Annotated in this window: 17 protein-coding genes; 14 read left to right on the top strand and 3 right to left on the bottom strand. The window is 36.8% G+C overall.

Annotation, left to right across the window (positions count from 1 at the left end; genetic code table 11):
• Positions 1–137: 137 nt before the first annotated feature.
• Positions 138–1442, top strand: a complete 1305-nt coding sequence (gene lysA / locus M3610_RS05260) for a diaminopimelate decarboxylase (RefSeq protein ID WP_251457045.1) — start codon at positions 138–140, stop codon at positions 1440–1442.
• 104 nt (positions 1443–1546) lie between these two features.
• Here the strand turns inward: lysA and M3610_RS05255 are convergent, their stop codons facing one another.
• Positions 1547–2410, bottom strand: coding sequence for a DUF1002 domain-containing protein (locus M3610_RS05255; protein ID WP_251457042.1), 864 nt, complete (start codon positions 2408–2410; stop codon positions 1547–1549).
• Between the two features lie 500 nt (positions 2411–2910).
• Here M3610_RS05255 and M3610_RS05250 point away from each other — a divergent pair, with 500 nt between their 5' ends.
• Positions 2911–3261, top strand: coding sequence for a GNAT family N-acetyltransferase (locus tag M3610_RS05250; RefSeq protein WP_098574854.1), 351 nt, complete (start codon positions 2911–2913; stop codon positions 3259–3261).
• A 31-nt stretch (positions 3262–3292) separates the two neighbouring features.
• Here M3610_RS05250 and M3610_RS05245 read toward each other — a convergent pair whose 3' ends face one another.
• Positions 3293–3823, bottom strand: a complete 531-nt coding sequence (locus M3610_RS05245; RefSeq protein WP_251457039.1) for a DUF309 domain-containing protein — start codon at positions 3821–3823, stop codon at positions 3293–3295.
• A gap of 155 nt (positions 3824–3978) precedes the next feature.
• Positions 3979–4068 (bottom strand): YjcZ family sporulation protein, encoded by a 90-nt coding sequence (locus M3610_RS05240; protein WP_066363308.1) that lies wholly within the window; start codon positions 4066–4068, stop codon positions 3979–3981.
• A gap of 210 nt (positions 4069–4278) precedes the next feature.
• Between M3610_RS05240 and M3610_RS05235 the strand changes: the two genes are divergently transcribed.
• The 12 genes from M3610_RS05235 to ccsB all read left to right on the top strand — a co-directional run bounded on the left by M3610_RS05235 (position 4279) and on the right by ccsB (position 14541).
• Positions 4279–5049, top strand: a complete 771-nt coding sequence (locus M3610_RS05235; RefSeq protein ID WP_251457036.1) for a segregation/condensation protein A — start codon at positions 4279–4281, stop codon at positions 5047–5049.
• Positions 5036–5623 carry an SMC-Scp complex subunit ScpB gene (gene scpB, locus M3610_RS05230; RefSeq protein WP_098574851.1) on the top strand — a complete coding sequence of 196 codons (588 nt, stop codon included), beginning with the start codon at positions 5036–5038 and terminating at the stop codon, positions 5621–5623. The genes M3610_RS05235 and scpB overlap by 14 nt, the downstream gene beginning before the upstream one ends.
• Positions 5624–5743: 120 nt before the next feature.
• Entirely contained in the window at positions 5744–6163 is a 420-nt protein-coding gene (locus M3610_RS05225) for a hypothetical protein (protein ID WP_098574850.1), read from the top strand.
• A 37-nt stretch (positions 6164–6200) separates the two neighbouring features.
• The gene (locus M3610_RS05220; protein ID WP_251457033.1) at positions 6201–6689 is read left to right on the top strand and encodes a YpuI family protein; all 489 of its coding nucleotides are present in this window, start codon (positions 6201–6203) and stop codon (positions 6687–6689) included.
• A 174-nt stretch (positions 6690–6863) separates the two neighbouring features.
• The gene (locus M3610_RS05215; protein WP_251457030.1) at positions 6864–7754 is read left to right on the top strand and encodes a superoxide dismutase; all 891 of its coding nucleotides are present in this window, start codon (positions 6864–6866) and stop codon (positions 7752–7754) included.
• Positions 7755–7923: 169 nt separating this feature from the next.
• On the top strand, positions 7924–9069 hold the full coding sequence (locus tag M3610_RS05210) for a D-alanyl-D-alanine carboxypeptidase family protein (protein ID WP_251457027.1): 1146 nt from the start codon (positions 7924–7926) through the stop codon (positions 9067–9069).
• The gene (locus M3610_RS05205; RefSeq protein WP_026563973.1) at positions 9062–9649 is read left to right on the top strand and encodes a nucleoside recognition domain-containing protein; all 588 of its coding nucleotides are present in this window, start codon (positions 9062–9064) and stop codon (positions 9647–9649) included. Before M3610_RS05210 ends, M3610_RS05205 begins: the two co-directional genes overlap by 8 nt.
• A 6-nt stretch (positions 9650–9655) precedes the next feature.
• Positions 9656–10192 carry a spore maturation protein gene (locus M3610_RS05200; RefSeq protein ID WP_098574847.1) on the top strand — a complete coding sequence of 179 codons (537 nt, stop codon included), beginning with the start codon at positions 9656–9658 and terminating at the stop codon, positions 10190–10192.
• 160 nt (positions 10193–10352) lie between these two features.
• Positions 10353–11090, top strand: coding sequence for a 23S rRNA pseudouridine(2605) synthase RluB (gene rluB, locus M3610_RS05195; protein ID WP_251457024.1), 738 nt, complete (start codon positions 10353–10355; stop codon positions 11088–11090).
• A gap of 97 nt (positions 11091–11187) precedes the next feature.
• Positions 11188–11712 (top strand): thiol-disulfide oxidoreductase ResA, encoded by a 525-nt coding sequence (resA, locus tag M3610_RS05190; protein WP_251457021.1) that lies wholly within the window; start codon positions 11188–11190, stop codon positions 11710–11712.
• Positions 11713–11733: 21 nt separating this feature from the next.
• Positions 11734–13356 (top strand): cytochrome c biogenesis protein ResB, encoded by a 1623-nt coding sequence (gene resB / locus M3610_RS05185; protein ID WP_251457017.1) that lies wholly within the window; start codon positions 11734–11736, stop codon positions 13354–13356.
• Positions 13357–14541, top strand: a complete 1185-nt coding sequence (ccsB, locus tag M3610_RS05180) for a c-type cytochrome biogenesis protein CcsB (RefSeq protein ID WP_251457014.1) — start codon at positions 13357–13359, stop codon at positions 14539–14541. It begins immediately after the preceding gene.
• The last annotated feature ends 97 nt before the right edge of the window (positions 14542–14638 follow it).

Genomic DNA, 14638 nt, shown 5'->3' with positions numbered 1-14638 from the left:
GCTAAAGTATTTTTAATTAAATAAAGGGATAAAGAATGAAAAATAGGCAGTATCTTTTGTAGATTCTGTCTATTTATTATTATCTTATGTGATTGTCCGCATAAACTATAGTGAGTGATTGGGAGAGAGGGAAGGGTATGTATTTTTACGGGACAACAGGCGTAAACAAAAACGGAAATTTAGAAATTGGCGGGGTCGATTCTATTGAGTTGGCGAAAGAATATGGAACTCCTCTTTATGTATATGATGTAGCATTAATGCGTGAAAGGGCCCAATCTTTTAAACGGGCATTTGAGGAACAAGAGATCAAGGCGCAGGTTGCCTATGCTAGTAAAGCCTTTTCAACCATTGCAATGATTCAGCTCGCTGAGGAAGAGGGATTGTCACTAGATGTAGTATCTGGCGGCGAATTGTATACTGCTATTGCTGCAGGGTTCCCTGTCGAGAGAATTCATTTTCACGGGAACAACAAGAGCAGAGAAGAATTAGAAATGGCATTGGATCATGAAATTGGCTGCATCGTTGTGGATAATTTTTCAGAATTGGAGCTTTTGAAAACCATTGCTAAAGAGAAAAATGCTCATGTTAGCATCCTGCTCCGAGTAACCCCTGGTATCGAAGCCCATACGCATGATTACATTTTAACTGGGCAGGAAGATTCTAAATTTGGGTTTGATCTTCAAAATGGACAAGCGGAAGATGCATTAAAAATGGCACTAAAAAATGATAACTTTGAAGTCCTTGGCCTCCATTGCCATATTGGATCACAAATTTTTGAAACAACTGGCTTTTTATTAGCAGCTAAAAAGATTGTCGGAAAAATGGAAGCATGGAAAAGAGAGCTTTCTTTCGAAGCAAAAGTATTGAATTTGGGCGGTGGCTTTGGAATCCGCTATACAAAAGAAGATGAACCCATTCAACCTTCTCAATACGTGAGTGAAATTATTCGGGAAGTTAAATTATTAACTGATAGCTATTCTTTAAAAATGCCGGAAATTTGGATTGAGCCAGGGCGTTCGCTTGTTGGGGATGCTGGAATTACTCTTTATAAAGTGGGTTCATCCAAAGAAGTTCCTGGTGTTCGAAAGTATTTAGCAGTGGATGGTGGAATGAGTGACAATATTCGACCAGCCCTTTATCAGGCGAAATATGAGGCTGTTCTTGCGAATAAACCATTAACGAAAGCGAAAGAAACGGTATCAATAGCTGGGAAATGCTGTGAATCAGGAGACATGTTGATTTGGGATTTACCGTTACCAGATGTAGAGGAAGAAGATATTCTTGCTGTTTTTTGTACAGGTGCTTACGGCTATTCAATGTCAAATAACTATAATCGCATCCCGCGTCCAGCAGTGGTATTCGTAGAAAACGGAATCGCAACCCTTGTGGTAAAGAGAGAGACATATGAGGATTTAATAAAACATGATTTACCGCTTAAATAAAAAACTGCCGCAGAAATTTTTTTTGCGGCAGTTTTTTTATATTTTAATGCTCATTAATAGTATTGGCACGATGTTGATTGGAGCGGAAATCAACATCCCCAATATTAAGAGAATATCGACTTAATCGTATCAATCAGCCAATTGAAAAATTGTTTTAACTTATCTAAAAAACCTTGCCCTTCTTCTGACTTAAGAAAATTAGAAATTTGATCCTTCGCTTTATTTAATTGATCGCTAACTTGATTCCAGTCAATGTTTAAATCCTTTAGCTTGTTAAAAAAGTCTATTAACCGCTGCATTTCTTCATCTGTAAGCTTTACATTTAAGTCCTTTGCAGCTTGTTCGATAATATTTTGTAATTCTTGATCATTTTTTGGTTTATTCTTTGCAATTTCTTCTTTTATTTTTGCAATTAACGCGGCAGCATTCTCTTCACCTATGGAGTCACCTAGTTTCGCAGTTTCAACCATTTCTTGATTTGCTGCCTGTTTCACTTCTTCAGGAATGGTCTTATCAGCAGATATCTCGTAGGCTTTTATAATCCCTGTTAATGCTGCGGTTCCAGAAACAGTAATCGGGGCCGTTATATAAACTTTTGCATCCTTTACACCGGCAGTTATTAGGGCATTGATGTACATTTCGTCCGTAACCCAATTAATATTCTTCGTTTCAACCGTGACACCCGCACCTTTCGGTTGGATGGTTATCGCCGATGATGAAATGGCTTTTGTCCCGATAAGTGATTTTGACACATATTTCCCTAAATACTGGTGTTCTTCCTCGTTTGTGACGGTGACAATCTGAACATCATCAGGAGCACCCATTTCTAATAAAAGTGCCTTCTTCTGAGCTTCAGTTAAATTTTGACCTAATGTAACAATCATGTCACCTTCTGCTACATCAGCAAAGGTGCGAATTGGATTGAAAATTAAAAAAGCCAACATGAAGTAAATGATAGTTTTTTTCATAGTTTCCTCCTCGGAATTTACAGGTAATCATGAAAATGTAGTGACTCTGTTTATTATAATATAACCGAATTCAATAATAATAACGTAAATAACAAGCTTTAAGTTTCATAGAAAGTAGAACTTGCTCGAAAAAATGTAAAATATGTAAGTAGAATAGCTTATTTTTGCAAAATAGTGTAGAATGTAGGACAGTACCAAATCTTCAATATTCTTTTGGAGGAAACATTTTAATGAAGAGAAGCAACTGGATTATATTTTGTATTCTTATTGGTGTGTCGATTTTATGGGGAGTTATCTATTGGATTTTTATCGGACCGAAACACTAATATTAATTTTTTCCATTGATGATTGACCGTTTATTATGTATCATGGTGATTGATGAAACATAATAACTTCCAATACATATAATGAATAGTGTTTAATATTCAGCTACTTGGTAAAAATATACTATTGTTAAACCATCAAGTTTATCGGTTTATTTAATATAATGAGGGATCTAAATGTTAATTCGTTATAAGAAAGCTTTCGAGAAAATAGCCATGGGGTTATTGTCTTTTATGCCCGCCGAAAAGGACTTAAAAAAGCTTCAGCAAACTATGAAGGAATATGAAACCGAAGATCAATTACAGCTATTTCTTTGGAAAGAGGAAGATATCATCGGTCTGTTAGGTGTCTTATTTCATAATGATACCAATTCTTTAGAAATCTTACACATCTCCGTTAATCCCTCACATCGGTATCAGGGAATCGGTAAAAAGATGGTTAAAGCTCTAAAAGAAATGTATGCTGAAAAAGAAATTACTGCTAATGAAAATACAGCCGCTTTTATCGAAAAATGTGAGTTTTGCTAATCTTATCTTCAAAAAGGCAGTGAATAATAATTTATTCGCTGCCTTTTCGCGTCTTTAATGACTTCAATCTTTCTTGGACTATGCTGGTTCTGTCGCGTAATTTATGACGATCAATAATGAATTTATTTGTCATATCACTTTGATTACCCCAAATAAACCCTTTTTGTTCACATGTTTTTTTCGCTAATTCAGTTAAGGAAGTGTCACAAATCGGGATTGAGATGCTTCGATACGATTCACCTTTCTGAAGAGACGATAATTGTTCATGTAATAAATGGATAAGCCCGACGGGGGTTACTCCAAGTTTAGTGATAGAATCTGGTTGTAATTCGAAAATTTTAATGGCTTTAGCTAACGTCCGCTTTGCACCGCTAAAATTTTTTCGGCGATGATGATATAGAGAAACGGATAATAATATGAAACCAACCCAGATGGAATCTTTGTTTCTCGAATCTGTTTTTTTCCAATAGTCTTCAAGAAGTTCATGGCATTCGAAATAATCACGGTCTCCATGAAAATGGGCTAAAAAATGGATATACTCGCTAGGGTACAAGCAATTCACCCCCTTACACAATAATTATGTATAGTGTATCACAGTTATATGCTGTCTCGAATAAATAAAAAAAACCCGTCATGAAAGACGGGTCCAGTTTGTCTAACGGTAATGGCTGCTTTATTGAACTGGTTTTTTAGTAGTTCTTCAGCCTTCCTGTCTAATTAATATACCCAGGAAGCACCAACGATAATTAACAAGATAAATAGAACTACAATTAAAGCAAATCCGGATCCAAATCCATGTTCAGACATATTCACTACCTCCTAAAAATGATGTTTTGTTCTTTTCCTTGTCATCATATGTAGGATACTAGTCCAATGTTATGGGCAAACATCATGATTTGATAATATTCCCTCGGGGAGTTGATTTTTCTATTGGATAACCTCATTTAATCCTCTATACTATTATTAGTCGAAGTGGATAATCAACAACTTATTTTTAAAGAATTTTGGTGAAGTACAATGCCATACCAGGTGAAAATTGATGCATTTGAAGGACCGTTAGATTTGTTGCTCCATTTAATTAATGGGCTTGAAATTGACATATATGATATTCCAGTTGCCCAAATAACTGAGCAGTACTTATTGTATATTAAGACAATGAATGAACTTAAGTTAGATGTTGCAAGCGAGTTTTTGGTAATGGCTGCAACATTACTTGTCATTAAGAGTAAGATGCTCTTACCCAAACATGAGGAGGTTCCTGGTTATGAGGATCCTGACATCTTATATGAAGAAGACCCACGAGATGAACTGGTTGAGCGTCTAATCGAATACCGCAAGTTTAAAGAAGCAGCTCATGACCTAAAGTCGATGGAAGTAGAGCGAGGGCTTATGTATACAAAGCCGCCAAGTGATCTCTCAGAGTACGCAAAAGAGAGCCAGCCTGAAAAAGCAGAGTTAAATGTGTCACTATATGATATGCTGGCGGCTTTTCAAAAATTAATGCGACGGAAGAAGCTTCAGCGCCCAATGGCTACGAAGATTGCTCGCCAAGAAATATCAATTGATACCAGAATGACAGAAATAATGGCTGAATTAAAGCAGGTAAAGGGCCGGAAAAACTTTAATGATTTATTTCCTTATCGAACGAAAGACCACATAGTAGTCACTTTTTTGGCGATTTTAGAGCTAATAAAAAGAAAAGAAATCGATGCACAGCAACGAGAGAACTTTGGAGATATTTATGTTGAAGCGGTAAAGGAAGGGGCAGAAATGATTGGACATCATTAATTGGAATAGCATTTTAGAGAGCCTTTTGTTTGCTGCTGGAGATGAAGGTCTTTCATTAAAACAACTAGTAGAGGTCCTTGAAGTAAGTGAATTAAAAGCGAATGAAATCATTGAAGATTTAAAAAAACAATATGAGCGTGATACTAATAGGGGAATTATGATTGTACAGCTAGCGGGAACATACCAGCTTGCCACGAAAAAAGAAAATGCAGCTTATTTAAAAAAGCTGGTTGATTCCCCGCATACGACGACACTGTCACAGGCAGCATTAGAAACATTAGCGATTATTGCCTATAAACAGCCTATAACTCGAGCGGAAATAGAGGAAATCCGTGGTGTCAAAACAGAGAGACCGCTGCATACCCTGATGGCCAAAGCATTGATCAAAGAAGTTGGTCGTGCGGAAGGGACTGGAAGAGCCTATTTATATGGGACGACAAAAGAGTTTCTTGATTACTTTGGTCTAAAGAGTATTGAAGAACTTCCTAAGCTTCCCGAAAAGGGAGAAGAGGAATTCATTCAAGAGGAGGCAGATCTTTTTTTTGAGAGATTTCAGGACACGATTAATTCTTAATTTTCAAATACTTAATTGAATTTATGATAAAATGAAGCTAAGTAAATTATGTAATTCATTCTCAGGTGAGTTGATCAGATTTATTTGCCATATTTTCATTGGCCAAGGAGTGGAATTTATTTGTTAATTAAAGAGTGTAAAGGGTTTGAATTAGAAAAAGAAAAATCAAATACTTCTGAGGATTTTTTTAACAGGAGCATCGTTACCTTTTATGAAGATGGAGAGGAAAAAACACTTCATGTTCTATACGTAAGGTATTTTGATGAAATTCGGCATGAATTTACACCATACCAGCAAGACCCAATTTTTGTTCAGCAAGATGATGAAATTGCCTTTAAAGACATTGTAGCTTTGGTCTGTCTCTTGAAAAACCCAGGCCTGCGCAGCCGGAAACGACTTTATATTAATTCTAAGCAGGAATTTGCATCGTATTTTAAAGATATCAATTATAATAAATTACCTGAAATTTTTCTTTCTTTAAATCAAAAGAAAGAATATGAGCTTCGTTCTCCGCTTGAATTCATCATGCAGCCAAAATAAGTATAATAAACGAAGTAAAAAACCTAGGGGGTACACAATGGGGAATACATTGGTAAAAACACAATTAAATGATGTAAAGAGTTTTCTAGGAAGATCTATCTCAACATTAGAGAATTTTTTAAATGAGGCAACTATTTCACAATTAAACTTAGAAAATGAAGAAGATACAAACTATAATAAATTGATCTTCGCAAATTTACGAAAAATAGTTGTTTATAGCGAGGAAGGGTTAGATGCATGTTCCGTTATTTTGCAGGGCAGCCCTTTTCAAAAAGCTGCAGCGGAAAAGACGCTTTACAAAATTTACCATCAATGTATTGAAGAGTTTTTCTCTCCGAAAAATGATGCATGGTATGAGGACAGCAGGTCAGCTTACACTGGAAGGAATTCTATTAAGTTTTACCGCACTGTATCAGACAATATCGCTCAGTTGGTTAAAAGTTTAGAAGGTGACTTTCAACGAATCAGGGAAGAACTTGAGTATTATGAAACAGACTACAGAACTAAAATGATCCAATCAAAATAAAAAGCGGCAGCGCCATAGCGCTGAAGCTGGACTGTTACCATAGTCGAAAAACTTAATATTTTTATTTTTTTACGGCTGCCCTACTAGGGCAGCTTTGTTTTTGTTCTTATTAAACCGTATCTCTCATACCATTTAGGTAGATTACATCTTAACAGGTCAGGAATGAGGGATGGTATGGATAAATTTAGTCAATATGTAAACGAAATGTTTAAGTGGAATGAGCAAATGAAGCAGTTTCTTCAATCGGAAAAAGAGGGCAGCAGCTCAGAGTTATGGGAACAACTGGATAGTTTTACTGAGTTAATCGAAAGCACAAGAACGCAGTTATCGAATGAAGAACTACTAACATTACAAGCTAAGGCTGAATATATCCATGAGCAAATGGAACATTACTTTAATAGAAAACAAGCGAGAGGTGACATTAGGGTGGGAGAGAAAAGAGTTCCTCTAGGCGGGCATACACTGCCTAACCTCCCCTATCCCTATAATGCTTTGGAACCATATATATCAGAAGAAATCATGAGACTTCATCATGATAAGCATCACCAGGCATATGTTGATGGATTAAATAAAGCAGAACTTAAACTTAAAGAAGCAAGGGAAATAAATGATTTCGCATTAATTAAACACTGGTCAAGAGAGCTTGCTTTTCACGGGTCAGGGCATTATCTTCATTCGATTTTTTGGAAAAACATGAGCCCGCATGGAGGCGGGAGTCCACATGGACCGTTGAAGAGTGAAATAGAAAAATACTTTGGCAGTTTTACGGCATTTAAGAAGCAATTTACTGAAGCGGCCAAACAAGTTGAAGGAGTAGGCTGGGCAATATTAGTTTGGTCACCTCAAGCAAGACATTTGGAGATTTTACAATCTGAACGACATATGCTTTTGACCCAATGGGATACCATTCCACTCTTGGTATTAGATGTTTGGGAGCATGCTTATTATCTTCAGTACAAGAATAAAAGACCTGAATATGTAGACAATTGGTGGAACATAGTCAATTGGCATGATGTAGAAATGCGTTTTGAAAAATCAGCAGACATGAAATGGACAGCAATGTAATAAGGGAAATGAAATTGAGCAGACGGCATGTTGTCGTCTGCTTTCGTTTTTCTTCAGCAAGTTGTCATAACAAGCCTTGTCCTGCATAAACTTGTACAAGAAAAATGAAAAGCAAAAACTGCTTTGACTAAAAGAGAAGATAACTTTACAAGGAGACGGGGTAAATCTAATGAGAATGATTTGGAAGCTAGTTATGTATTCCCTCATGGTCTCACTATTCATTGCTAACATTCCTCAAAAGGTGGAAGCTTCTGTTTCCGTAAGTGCAGCAAGTGCTGTTTTAATAGAGCAGAAATCAGGGCGCATCCTTTTTGAGAAAGATGCCCACACAAAAAGAAGAATCGCGAGTATTACGAAAATAATGACTGCGAAGCTAGCGATTGAATCGGGGAAAATGAATGAATATGTAAAAGTAAGTGAACAAGCAACTCGTGCGGAAGGATCATCTGTTTATTTAAAGCCAGGAGAAAAAATTAAACTTAAAGATTTAGTCTATGGATTGATGCTCAGGTCTGGAAATGACACTGCGGTAGCAATAGCCGAATATGTGGGTGGAAGTGTTGAGGGTTTTGCCTATCTAATGAATCAAAAAGCAAAGCAAATCGGGATGTTAAATACCCATTTTTCTAATCCTCATGGCCTTGATGATCATGAAAATCATTACTCCACAGCCTATGACATGGCTGTGTTAATGCGTTATGCCATGCAGGATAAAACCTTTAAAAAAATCTCTGGAACAAAGGTTTATCGAGCACCAAATCCTACGGAAGATTGGGACCGTGTTTGGAAAAATAAAAACCGCTTGCTAACAAAATATAAATATACCACCGGTGGAAAAACAGGGTACACAAAACGGGCGAAACGAACCTTGGTAACAACGGCAACAAAGGGAGATATGAGCTTAATTGCAGTCACCTTAAACGATCCAGATGATTGGAATGACCATATTTCTATGTATGAAAGTGGTTTTAAAGGGTTTGATATGGCTGAAGTGTTAGCTGAGGGTAAGATTGATGGTATTAAGAATAAGGCTTATAAGAATCACCTATATATAAAGAAAACAATTGTTTATCCGGTTACAAGCGAGGAAATGGATTTATTCTCCATAAAATACAAACTAAATAAACCGACACAAAAATTTGATGATGATAAGAAGAATGATGTAGTCGTAGGTAAGGCTGCAGTTTACTTAGATGGGCGTGTTGTCCAAGAAACGCCTATTTACTATCAAAGCGTGCCTGTAAAGAAAGAAGGATTGTTTGAATTCGTAAAGAAAATTTTTCTTATCTTTTGTGGTGTGAAGGACAATGGTTAATTATATCTGGGTGTTTATGTTTATTGTTGGTTTTATTTTCGCATTAATCAATGGAACCATGGCTGAAGTGAACAAAGCAATCTTTGATGGGGCGAAAGAAGCGGTGACACTGTGTATCGGGCTTATTAGTGTTCTGGTCTTTTGGCTTGGAATGATGCGGATTGCGGAGGAGTCGGGCCTTCTAGAGCGTCTTTCTAGATTTTTTCGACCGCTGGTTAAACGACTTTTCCCGGAGGTACCAGTTAACCATCCAGCGATGGGTTATATATTATCCAATATGATTTCTAATATGTTTGGATTAGGGAACGCTGCCACTCCCTTAGGGATTAAGGCAATGGAAGAATTAAAAAAGTTAAATGGGGGAAAGGATTCTGCCAGCAGATCCATGGTCACCTTTTTAGCAATTAATACAGCAAGTATTACAATTATTCCTACTACTGTCATTGCGATTAGAATGAACTATCATTCAGCATCTCCTACGGAGATTGTCATTCCAACAATCATTGCAACTATTATTTCAGCACTAGGAGCAATCCTAATTGACCGTTATTTCTATTATCGCAGAAACAGAAAAGGATGAGGATGCATGGAACTCATTTCGGTAATTTCATTAACTTTTATTCCATTACTCATTGGGTTTATTTTATTATATGGGACAATGAAACGCGTCTCTACCTATGAAAGTTTTGTTGAGGGAGGAAAGGAAGGCATTAAAATTGCTGTATCCATTATTCCCTTTCTAGTTGGTATGCTTGTGGCTATTTCCGTCTTCCGGGCATCTGGTGCACTTGATGCTTTAATGAATTGGATTCGCCCACTCATGAAAACAATGGGCGTACCTGCTGAAATTGTGCCATTACTAATCATAAGGCCAATTTCTGGGAATGCAGCACTTGGGATGACAAGTGATTTAATTGCTGTATATGGTCCTGATTCATTTATTGGCCGTTTAGCATCTGTTTTGCAAGGGAGTACTGACACGACGTTTTATGTGTTAACCGTTTATTTTGGAGCTGTTGGTATTAAAAAAATGGGGGATGCCCTTAAAGTAGGACTCCTCGCGGATGTCGTTGGTATTATTGCGGCGATTGCCGTTGTTGGTTTAATCTTTGGTACAAAATAATTAACACGATTGTAGCATGTTCTTTGGACATGCTATTTTTATTTTTCTGTAATAATATCCGTTACTTTGAAAAGTGAAGGAATTGTGTCATAATTCATAAGGATAGGATGCAGTTTGCTGCTGTCAAATCGTTTTATATAGATAAATTTGAGGTGGAACAATGGAAAGATTACAAAAAGTAATTGCTCGGGCGGGCATTACTTCTAGAAGAAAAGCAGAGGACCTAATAAAAGAAAGGCGCGTAAAGGTTAATGGAAAGGTTGTTACGGAACTTGGACTGAAAGTTTCTGCATCTGATAGGGTAGAAGTAGATGAAATTCAGATTGAGAAAGAAGAACCTGTTTATTTCCTTTTATATAAACCACGAGGAGTTATCTCAAGTGTTAATGATGATAAGGGCAGAAAAGTAGTCACAGATTTCTTTCCGCATCTAAAAGAAAGAATTTATCCCGTTGGACGTCTTGATTATGATACATCAGGTTTATTAGTGCTAACCAATGACGGGGAATTTGCTAATATACTGATGCATCCTAAAAATGAAATTGATAAGGTTTATGTAGCAAAAGTGAAAGGAATTCCCTTAAAGGAAAATTTAAGGAAACTAGAAAGGGGTATCCGTCTAGAAGATGGTAAAACGGCCCCTGCAAGAGTAAAATTACTCTCGGCAGATAATAAAAAACAAACTGCAATCGTTGAAATAACCATCCATGAAGGTAGAAATCGTCAGGTTAGAAGGATGTTCGAAGCGATTGGCCATGAAGTGGTGAAATTAAAGCGTGAACGCTACGGTTTCTTAACATTAAGTGGTTTAAGAACAGGTGACGCAAGAGAACTGACACCACATGAAGTAAAGCAACTTAGAGCACTCGGGATGGGGTCTGCCAAAAAAAATTCATAAAACCGTCACAAATTACGTTCTGCGTTAACACTGTGAATATATTGAGAAATGCTATAATTAGACAAACTGTGTCAAGTGGTTATGGGAGGGTTTTCTTATGAAAAAACGGCGATTAGTTATAAGATCCATCATCTTACTATTACTAGGTGCTGCCGTTGTTTATACGTTGTATCAAAATTTTACAAACGATACGAAACAAAAAGTTGCGGTAGGTGCACAGGCTCCTGATTTTGCATTAGTCGATATGCAAGGAAAAAAGCATCAGCTTTCAGATTACCGTGGACAAGGGGTATTCCTGAATTTCTGGGGAACGTGGTGCCCGCCATGTAAAAAGGAAATGCCTTATATTAATAATCAATATCATCAGTATAAAGACAAAGGTGTTCAAGTCTTGACAGTAGATATTCAAGAATCTGAACTCGCAGTTAATCAATTTGCAGAGCGTTTAAAACTGGATTTTCCAATTATGATTGATACTGATAAAGAAGTCATGAATACTTATGGTATTGATCCGCTTCCAGCTACATTTTTAATTGATAAGAATGGCAAAGTTGTAAATTATTATACTGGTGAACTCACGGAAGAAAAAGTAAGGGAGTTTATGGAGAAAATTAAACCATAAGGTTGTAGGGAGTTTTTTCGAATGAAGGATGTTAAATGTGAATGTGGGCATGTGAATCCCCATGGAACCGTTTTATGTGAAGCATGTGGAAAAGAGCTGATCGTTCAATCTACTTCAGAACAGCTTATTGATATGCGTTATGAAGGGAGTGCACGCCGTTCACAAACATATAATAAAACGATTATTGATAAAATATGGAACTTTTTTTCATCAGTAAAAGTTGGCGTTTGGCTGATTATAATCACCTTAATTGCCTCATCACTTGGTACCATATTGCCTCAAGAAATGTATATCGATTTACCTCCAGATGTATACTACGAACAAGAATATGGCTGGTTTGGTAAATTATATTACCAATTGGGATTTAATAACCTATATGGTTCTTGGTGGTACTTAGTTTTGATTGCAATGATTGGAATATCGCTAGTCATTTGTAGTCTTGATCGTGTTGTGCCATTATATAAGGCTCTTAAAGCCCAAAGAGTAACTCGACATGAAGGTTTTTTAAAACGTCAGCGTGTTTTCGGGGTGAACGAATCAGCAAGTGAAAGTGATTTTTCAATCGTTAAGAAACATTTACAAGAACGGCGCTACAATATTCGAGAAGAAAATGGAGATATTCTAGCGGAAAAGGGTCGATTTTCTCGCTGGGGTCCATACGTAAACCATGTCGGTTTAATTATTTTCTTATTCGGCGGTATGCTGCGCTTTATTCCAGGAATGTATGTTAACGAGGACCTTTGGGTGCGTGAAGGTGAAACAGCTGTTGTTCCAGAGACGGATGGAAAGTTCTATCTTCAAAATAACAAGTTCATTCTGGAGCATTACGATAAAAATAAAGATAAAACCTTTGAAAAGGCGATTGATAAGGCCGGGGAAGTTGTAAAAAATTATCAATCTAACGTTGTTCTATATAAACGAGTTGGAGAAAATCTCCCTGGAGAGAAACCAACCCTTAAAAAGGTTGAAGATTATAAGGTACGTGTAAATTTACCACTCACATATGAAGGCTATTCGGTTTTCCAGGCTTCATTCAGGAATGAATTAAATAAAATGTCATTTGGTTTGACAAATAAAAAGACAAACCAATCCATGGGCGAACTTACAGTTGACCTAAGAGATCCGAAGATGAAATATGACCTCGGAAAGGGCTACTCAGTTGAAATACTAAACTATTTTCCTGACTTTGAATTTGCAGACAATGGCGAGCCAACCACTAAATCACGGGTACCCAACAACCCTGCTTTTGTCTTTCGGATGGTGACTCCTGATAAGCCAAAAGGAGAAACAAGTTTTGTAGCCATCAAGCAAACAATTGAACCATTTGGTGATAACCAATATAAGATGTCCTTCAAAGGAATCGAAACAACAAATGTTTCAGGCTTTATTGTTCGTAAAGATTCAACCCTTTGGGTGATTATTATAGGTGGAATCATCTTTATGATTGGTGTCATTCAAGGTGCCTATTGGAATCATCGCCGCATTTGGCTTCAAAATAAAAACGGCGAAGTCTGGATTGCTGCGCACACAAATAAAAATTGGTATGGATTAAAACGAGAAATTGAAGGTGTATTGGCAGATACGAATCTTAAAATGCCAATTGATCAAACTCAATTAGAAGAATCGGATAAGGGGGGAGTCTAGTTGGTATCAATAAGTAGTAATTTATTATTTATTTCTTTTATTATATATTTAGTTGCAACCCTATTTTTTGGCGGGTCGATTAAATCCAAAAAGCAAGGGGAAGAAAAGCAAGGAACCAATAAGTGGGGGAAAATAGCAGTCTTTTTAACGATTATTGGTTTTATCTCCCAATTAGGTTATTTTATTACGAGATGGATTGCGGCAGGACACGCTCCAGTAAGTAATATGTTTGAGTTTACAACATTCTTTGGAATGGCTCTAGTCGGTGCATTTATTGTTATATATTTTATTTATCGAACTACATTACTTGGATTATTTACCATGCCTGTGGCTATTTTGGTTATCGCTTATGCAAGTATGTTTCCGAAGGATATTTCGCCACTAATTCCTGCGCTGCAAAGTTATTGGCTACATATTCATGTTACGACTGCGGCAATTGGGGAAGCTATTTTAGCGATTAGTTTTGCTGCTGGGCTTATTTATCTTGTTAAGGCAATTGATCAAACCAAATCAAGCAAACAAACCTTTTGGCTTGATTTGGTGATGTTTGCACTTGTTGCAGTCATTGGATTTGTTGCTGTTTCCTCCATTTTTTCTGGTTTGGGTTATCATGAAAAATTTAATTGGATTGATAAACACGATAACGCGTCTGTGCTTGAATATACAATGCCTGCGCTTTCTGGTCCACATGAAGGAGAATTAGTAACTAAAGATGGATTTAAACCTTTGTTCGAGGTTCCAGCTTTTATTAATGCAAAAAAATTAAATACAGTCATTTGGTCATTGATGGCGGGGATTGTTATTTATGGCGTCATTAGATTAATTTTAAGAAAGCGAATTGCAGCGGCACTTAAGCCGATTGTAAAAAATATTAAACTAGACTTTGTGGATGAAATCAGCTATCGATCTGTGTTAATCGGTTTTCCTGTTTTTACGCTAGGTGCCCTGATTTTTGCAATGATTTGGGCCCAAATGGCTTGGTCGCGGTTTTGGGGCTGGGATCCAAAAGAAGTATGGGCATTAATTACTTGGTTGTTTTACGCAGCATTTTTACATCTACGTCTTTCAAAAGGCTGGCATGGAGAAAAATCCGCATGGCTAGCTGTTATTGGTTTTGTCATAATTATGTTTAACCTGGTTGCAGTAAATCTTGTTATTGCTGGACTCCATTCCTATGCAGGTTAAATTGCTTTAAAGCTAAATTTTATAGCCTTCACTTTTATTAAAGTGAGGGCCTTTTTAAAACTCAAATGTTTATAGTTTGTCAAAATATTGACACAAC

It is taken from the genome of Neobacillus sp. MER 74 (assembly GCF_023714155.1).
This window is presented reverse-complemented; position numbering and strand designations above follow the sequence as displayed.

Bases quoted from the DNA above. Each gene is read 5' to 3' on its own strand.
- lysA (WP_251457045.1), top strand. From the start codon at position 138: ATGTATTTTTACGGGACAACAGGCGTAAACAAAAACGGAAATTTAGAA.
- M3610_RS05255 (WP_251457042.1), bottom strand. From the start codon at position 2,410: ATGAAAAAAACTATCATTTACTTCATGTTGGCTTTTTTAATTTTCAAT.
- M3610_RS05250 (WP_098574854.1), top strand. From the start codon at position 2,911: ATGTTAATTCGTTATAAGAAAGCTTTCGAGAAAATAGCCATGGGGTTA.
- M3610_RS05240 (WP_066363308.1), bottom strand. From the start codon at position 4,068: ATGTCTGAACATGGATTTGGATCCGGATTTGCTTTAATTGTAGTTCTA.
- M3610_RS05235 (WP_251457036.1), top strand. From the start codon at position 4,279: ATGCCATACCAGGTGAAAATTGATGCATTTGAAGGACCGTTAGATTTG.
- M3610_RS05220 (WP_251457033.1), top strand. From the start codon at position 6,201: ATGGGGAATACATTGGTAAAAACACAATTAAATGATGTAAAGAGTTTT.
- M3610_RS05215 (WP_251457030.1), top strand. From the start codon at position 6,864: ATGGATAAATTTAGTCAATATGTAAACGAAATGTTTAAGTGGAATGAG.
- M3610_RS05210 (WP_251457027.1), top strand. From the start codon at position 7,924: ATGAGAATGATTTGGAAGCTAGTTATGTATTCCCTCATGGTCTCACTA.
- M3610_RS05205 (WP_026563973.1), top strand. From the start codon at position 9,062: ATGGTTAATTATATCTGGGTGTTTATGTTTATTGTTGGTTTTATTTTC.
- M3610_RS05200 (WP_098574847.1), top strand. From the start codon at position 9,656: ATGGAACTCATTTCGGTAATTTCATTAACTTTTATTCCATTACTCATT.
- rluB (WP_251457024.1), top strand. From the start codon at position 10,353: ATGGAAAGATTACAAAAAGTAATTGCTCGGGCGGGCATTACTTCTAGA.
- resA (WP_251457021.1), top strand. From the start codon at position 11,188: ATGAAAAAACGGCGATTAGTTATAAGATCCATCATCTTACTATTACTA.
- resB (WP_251457017.1), top strand. From the start codon at position 11,734: ATGAAGGATGTTAAATGTGAATGTGGGCATGTGAATCCCCATGGAACC.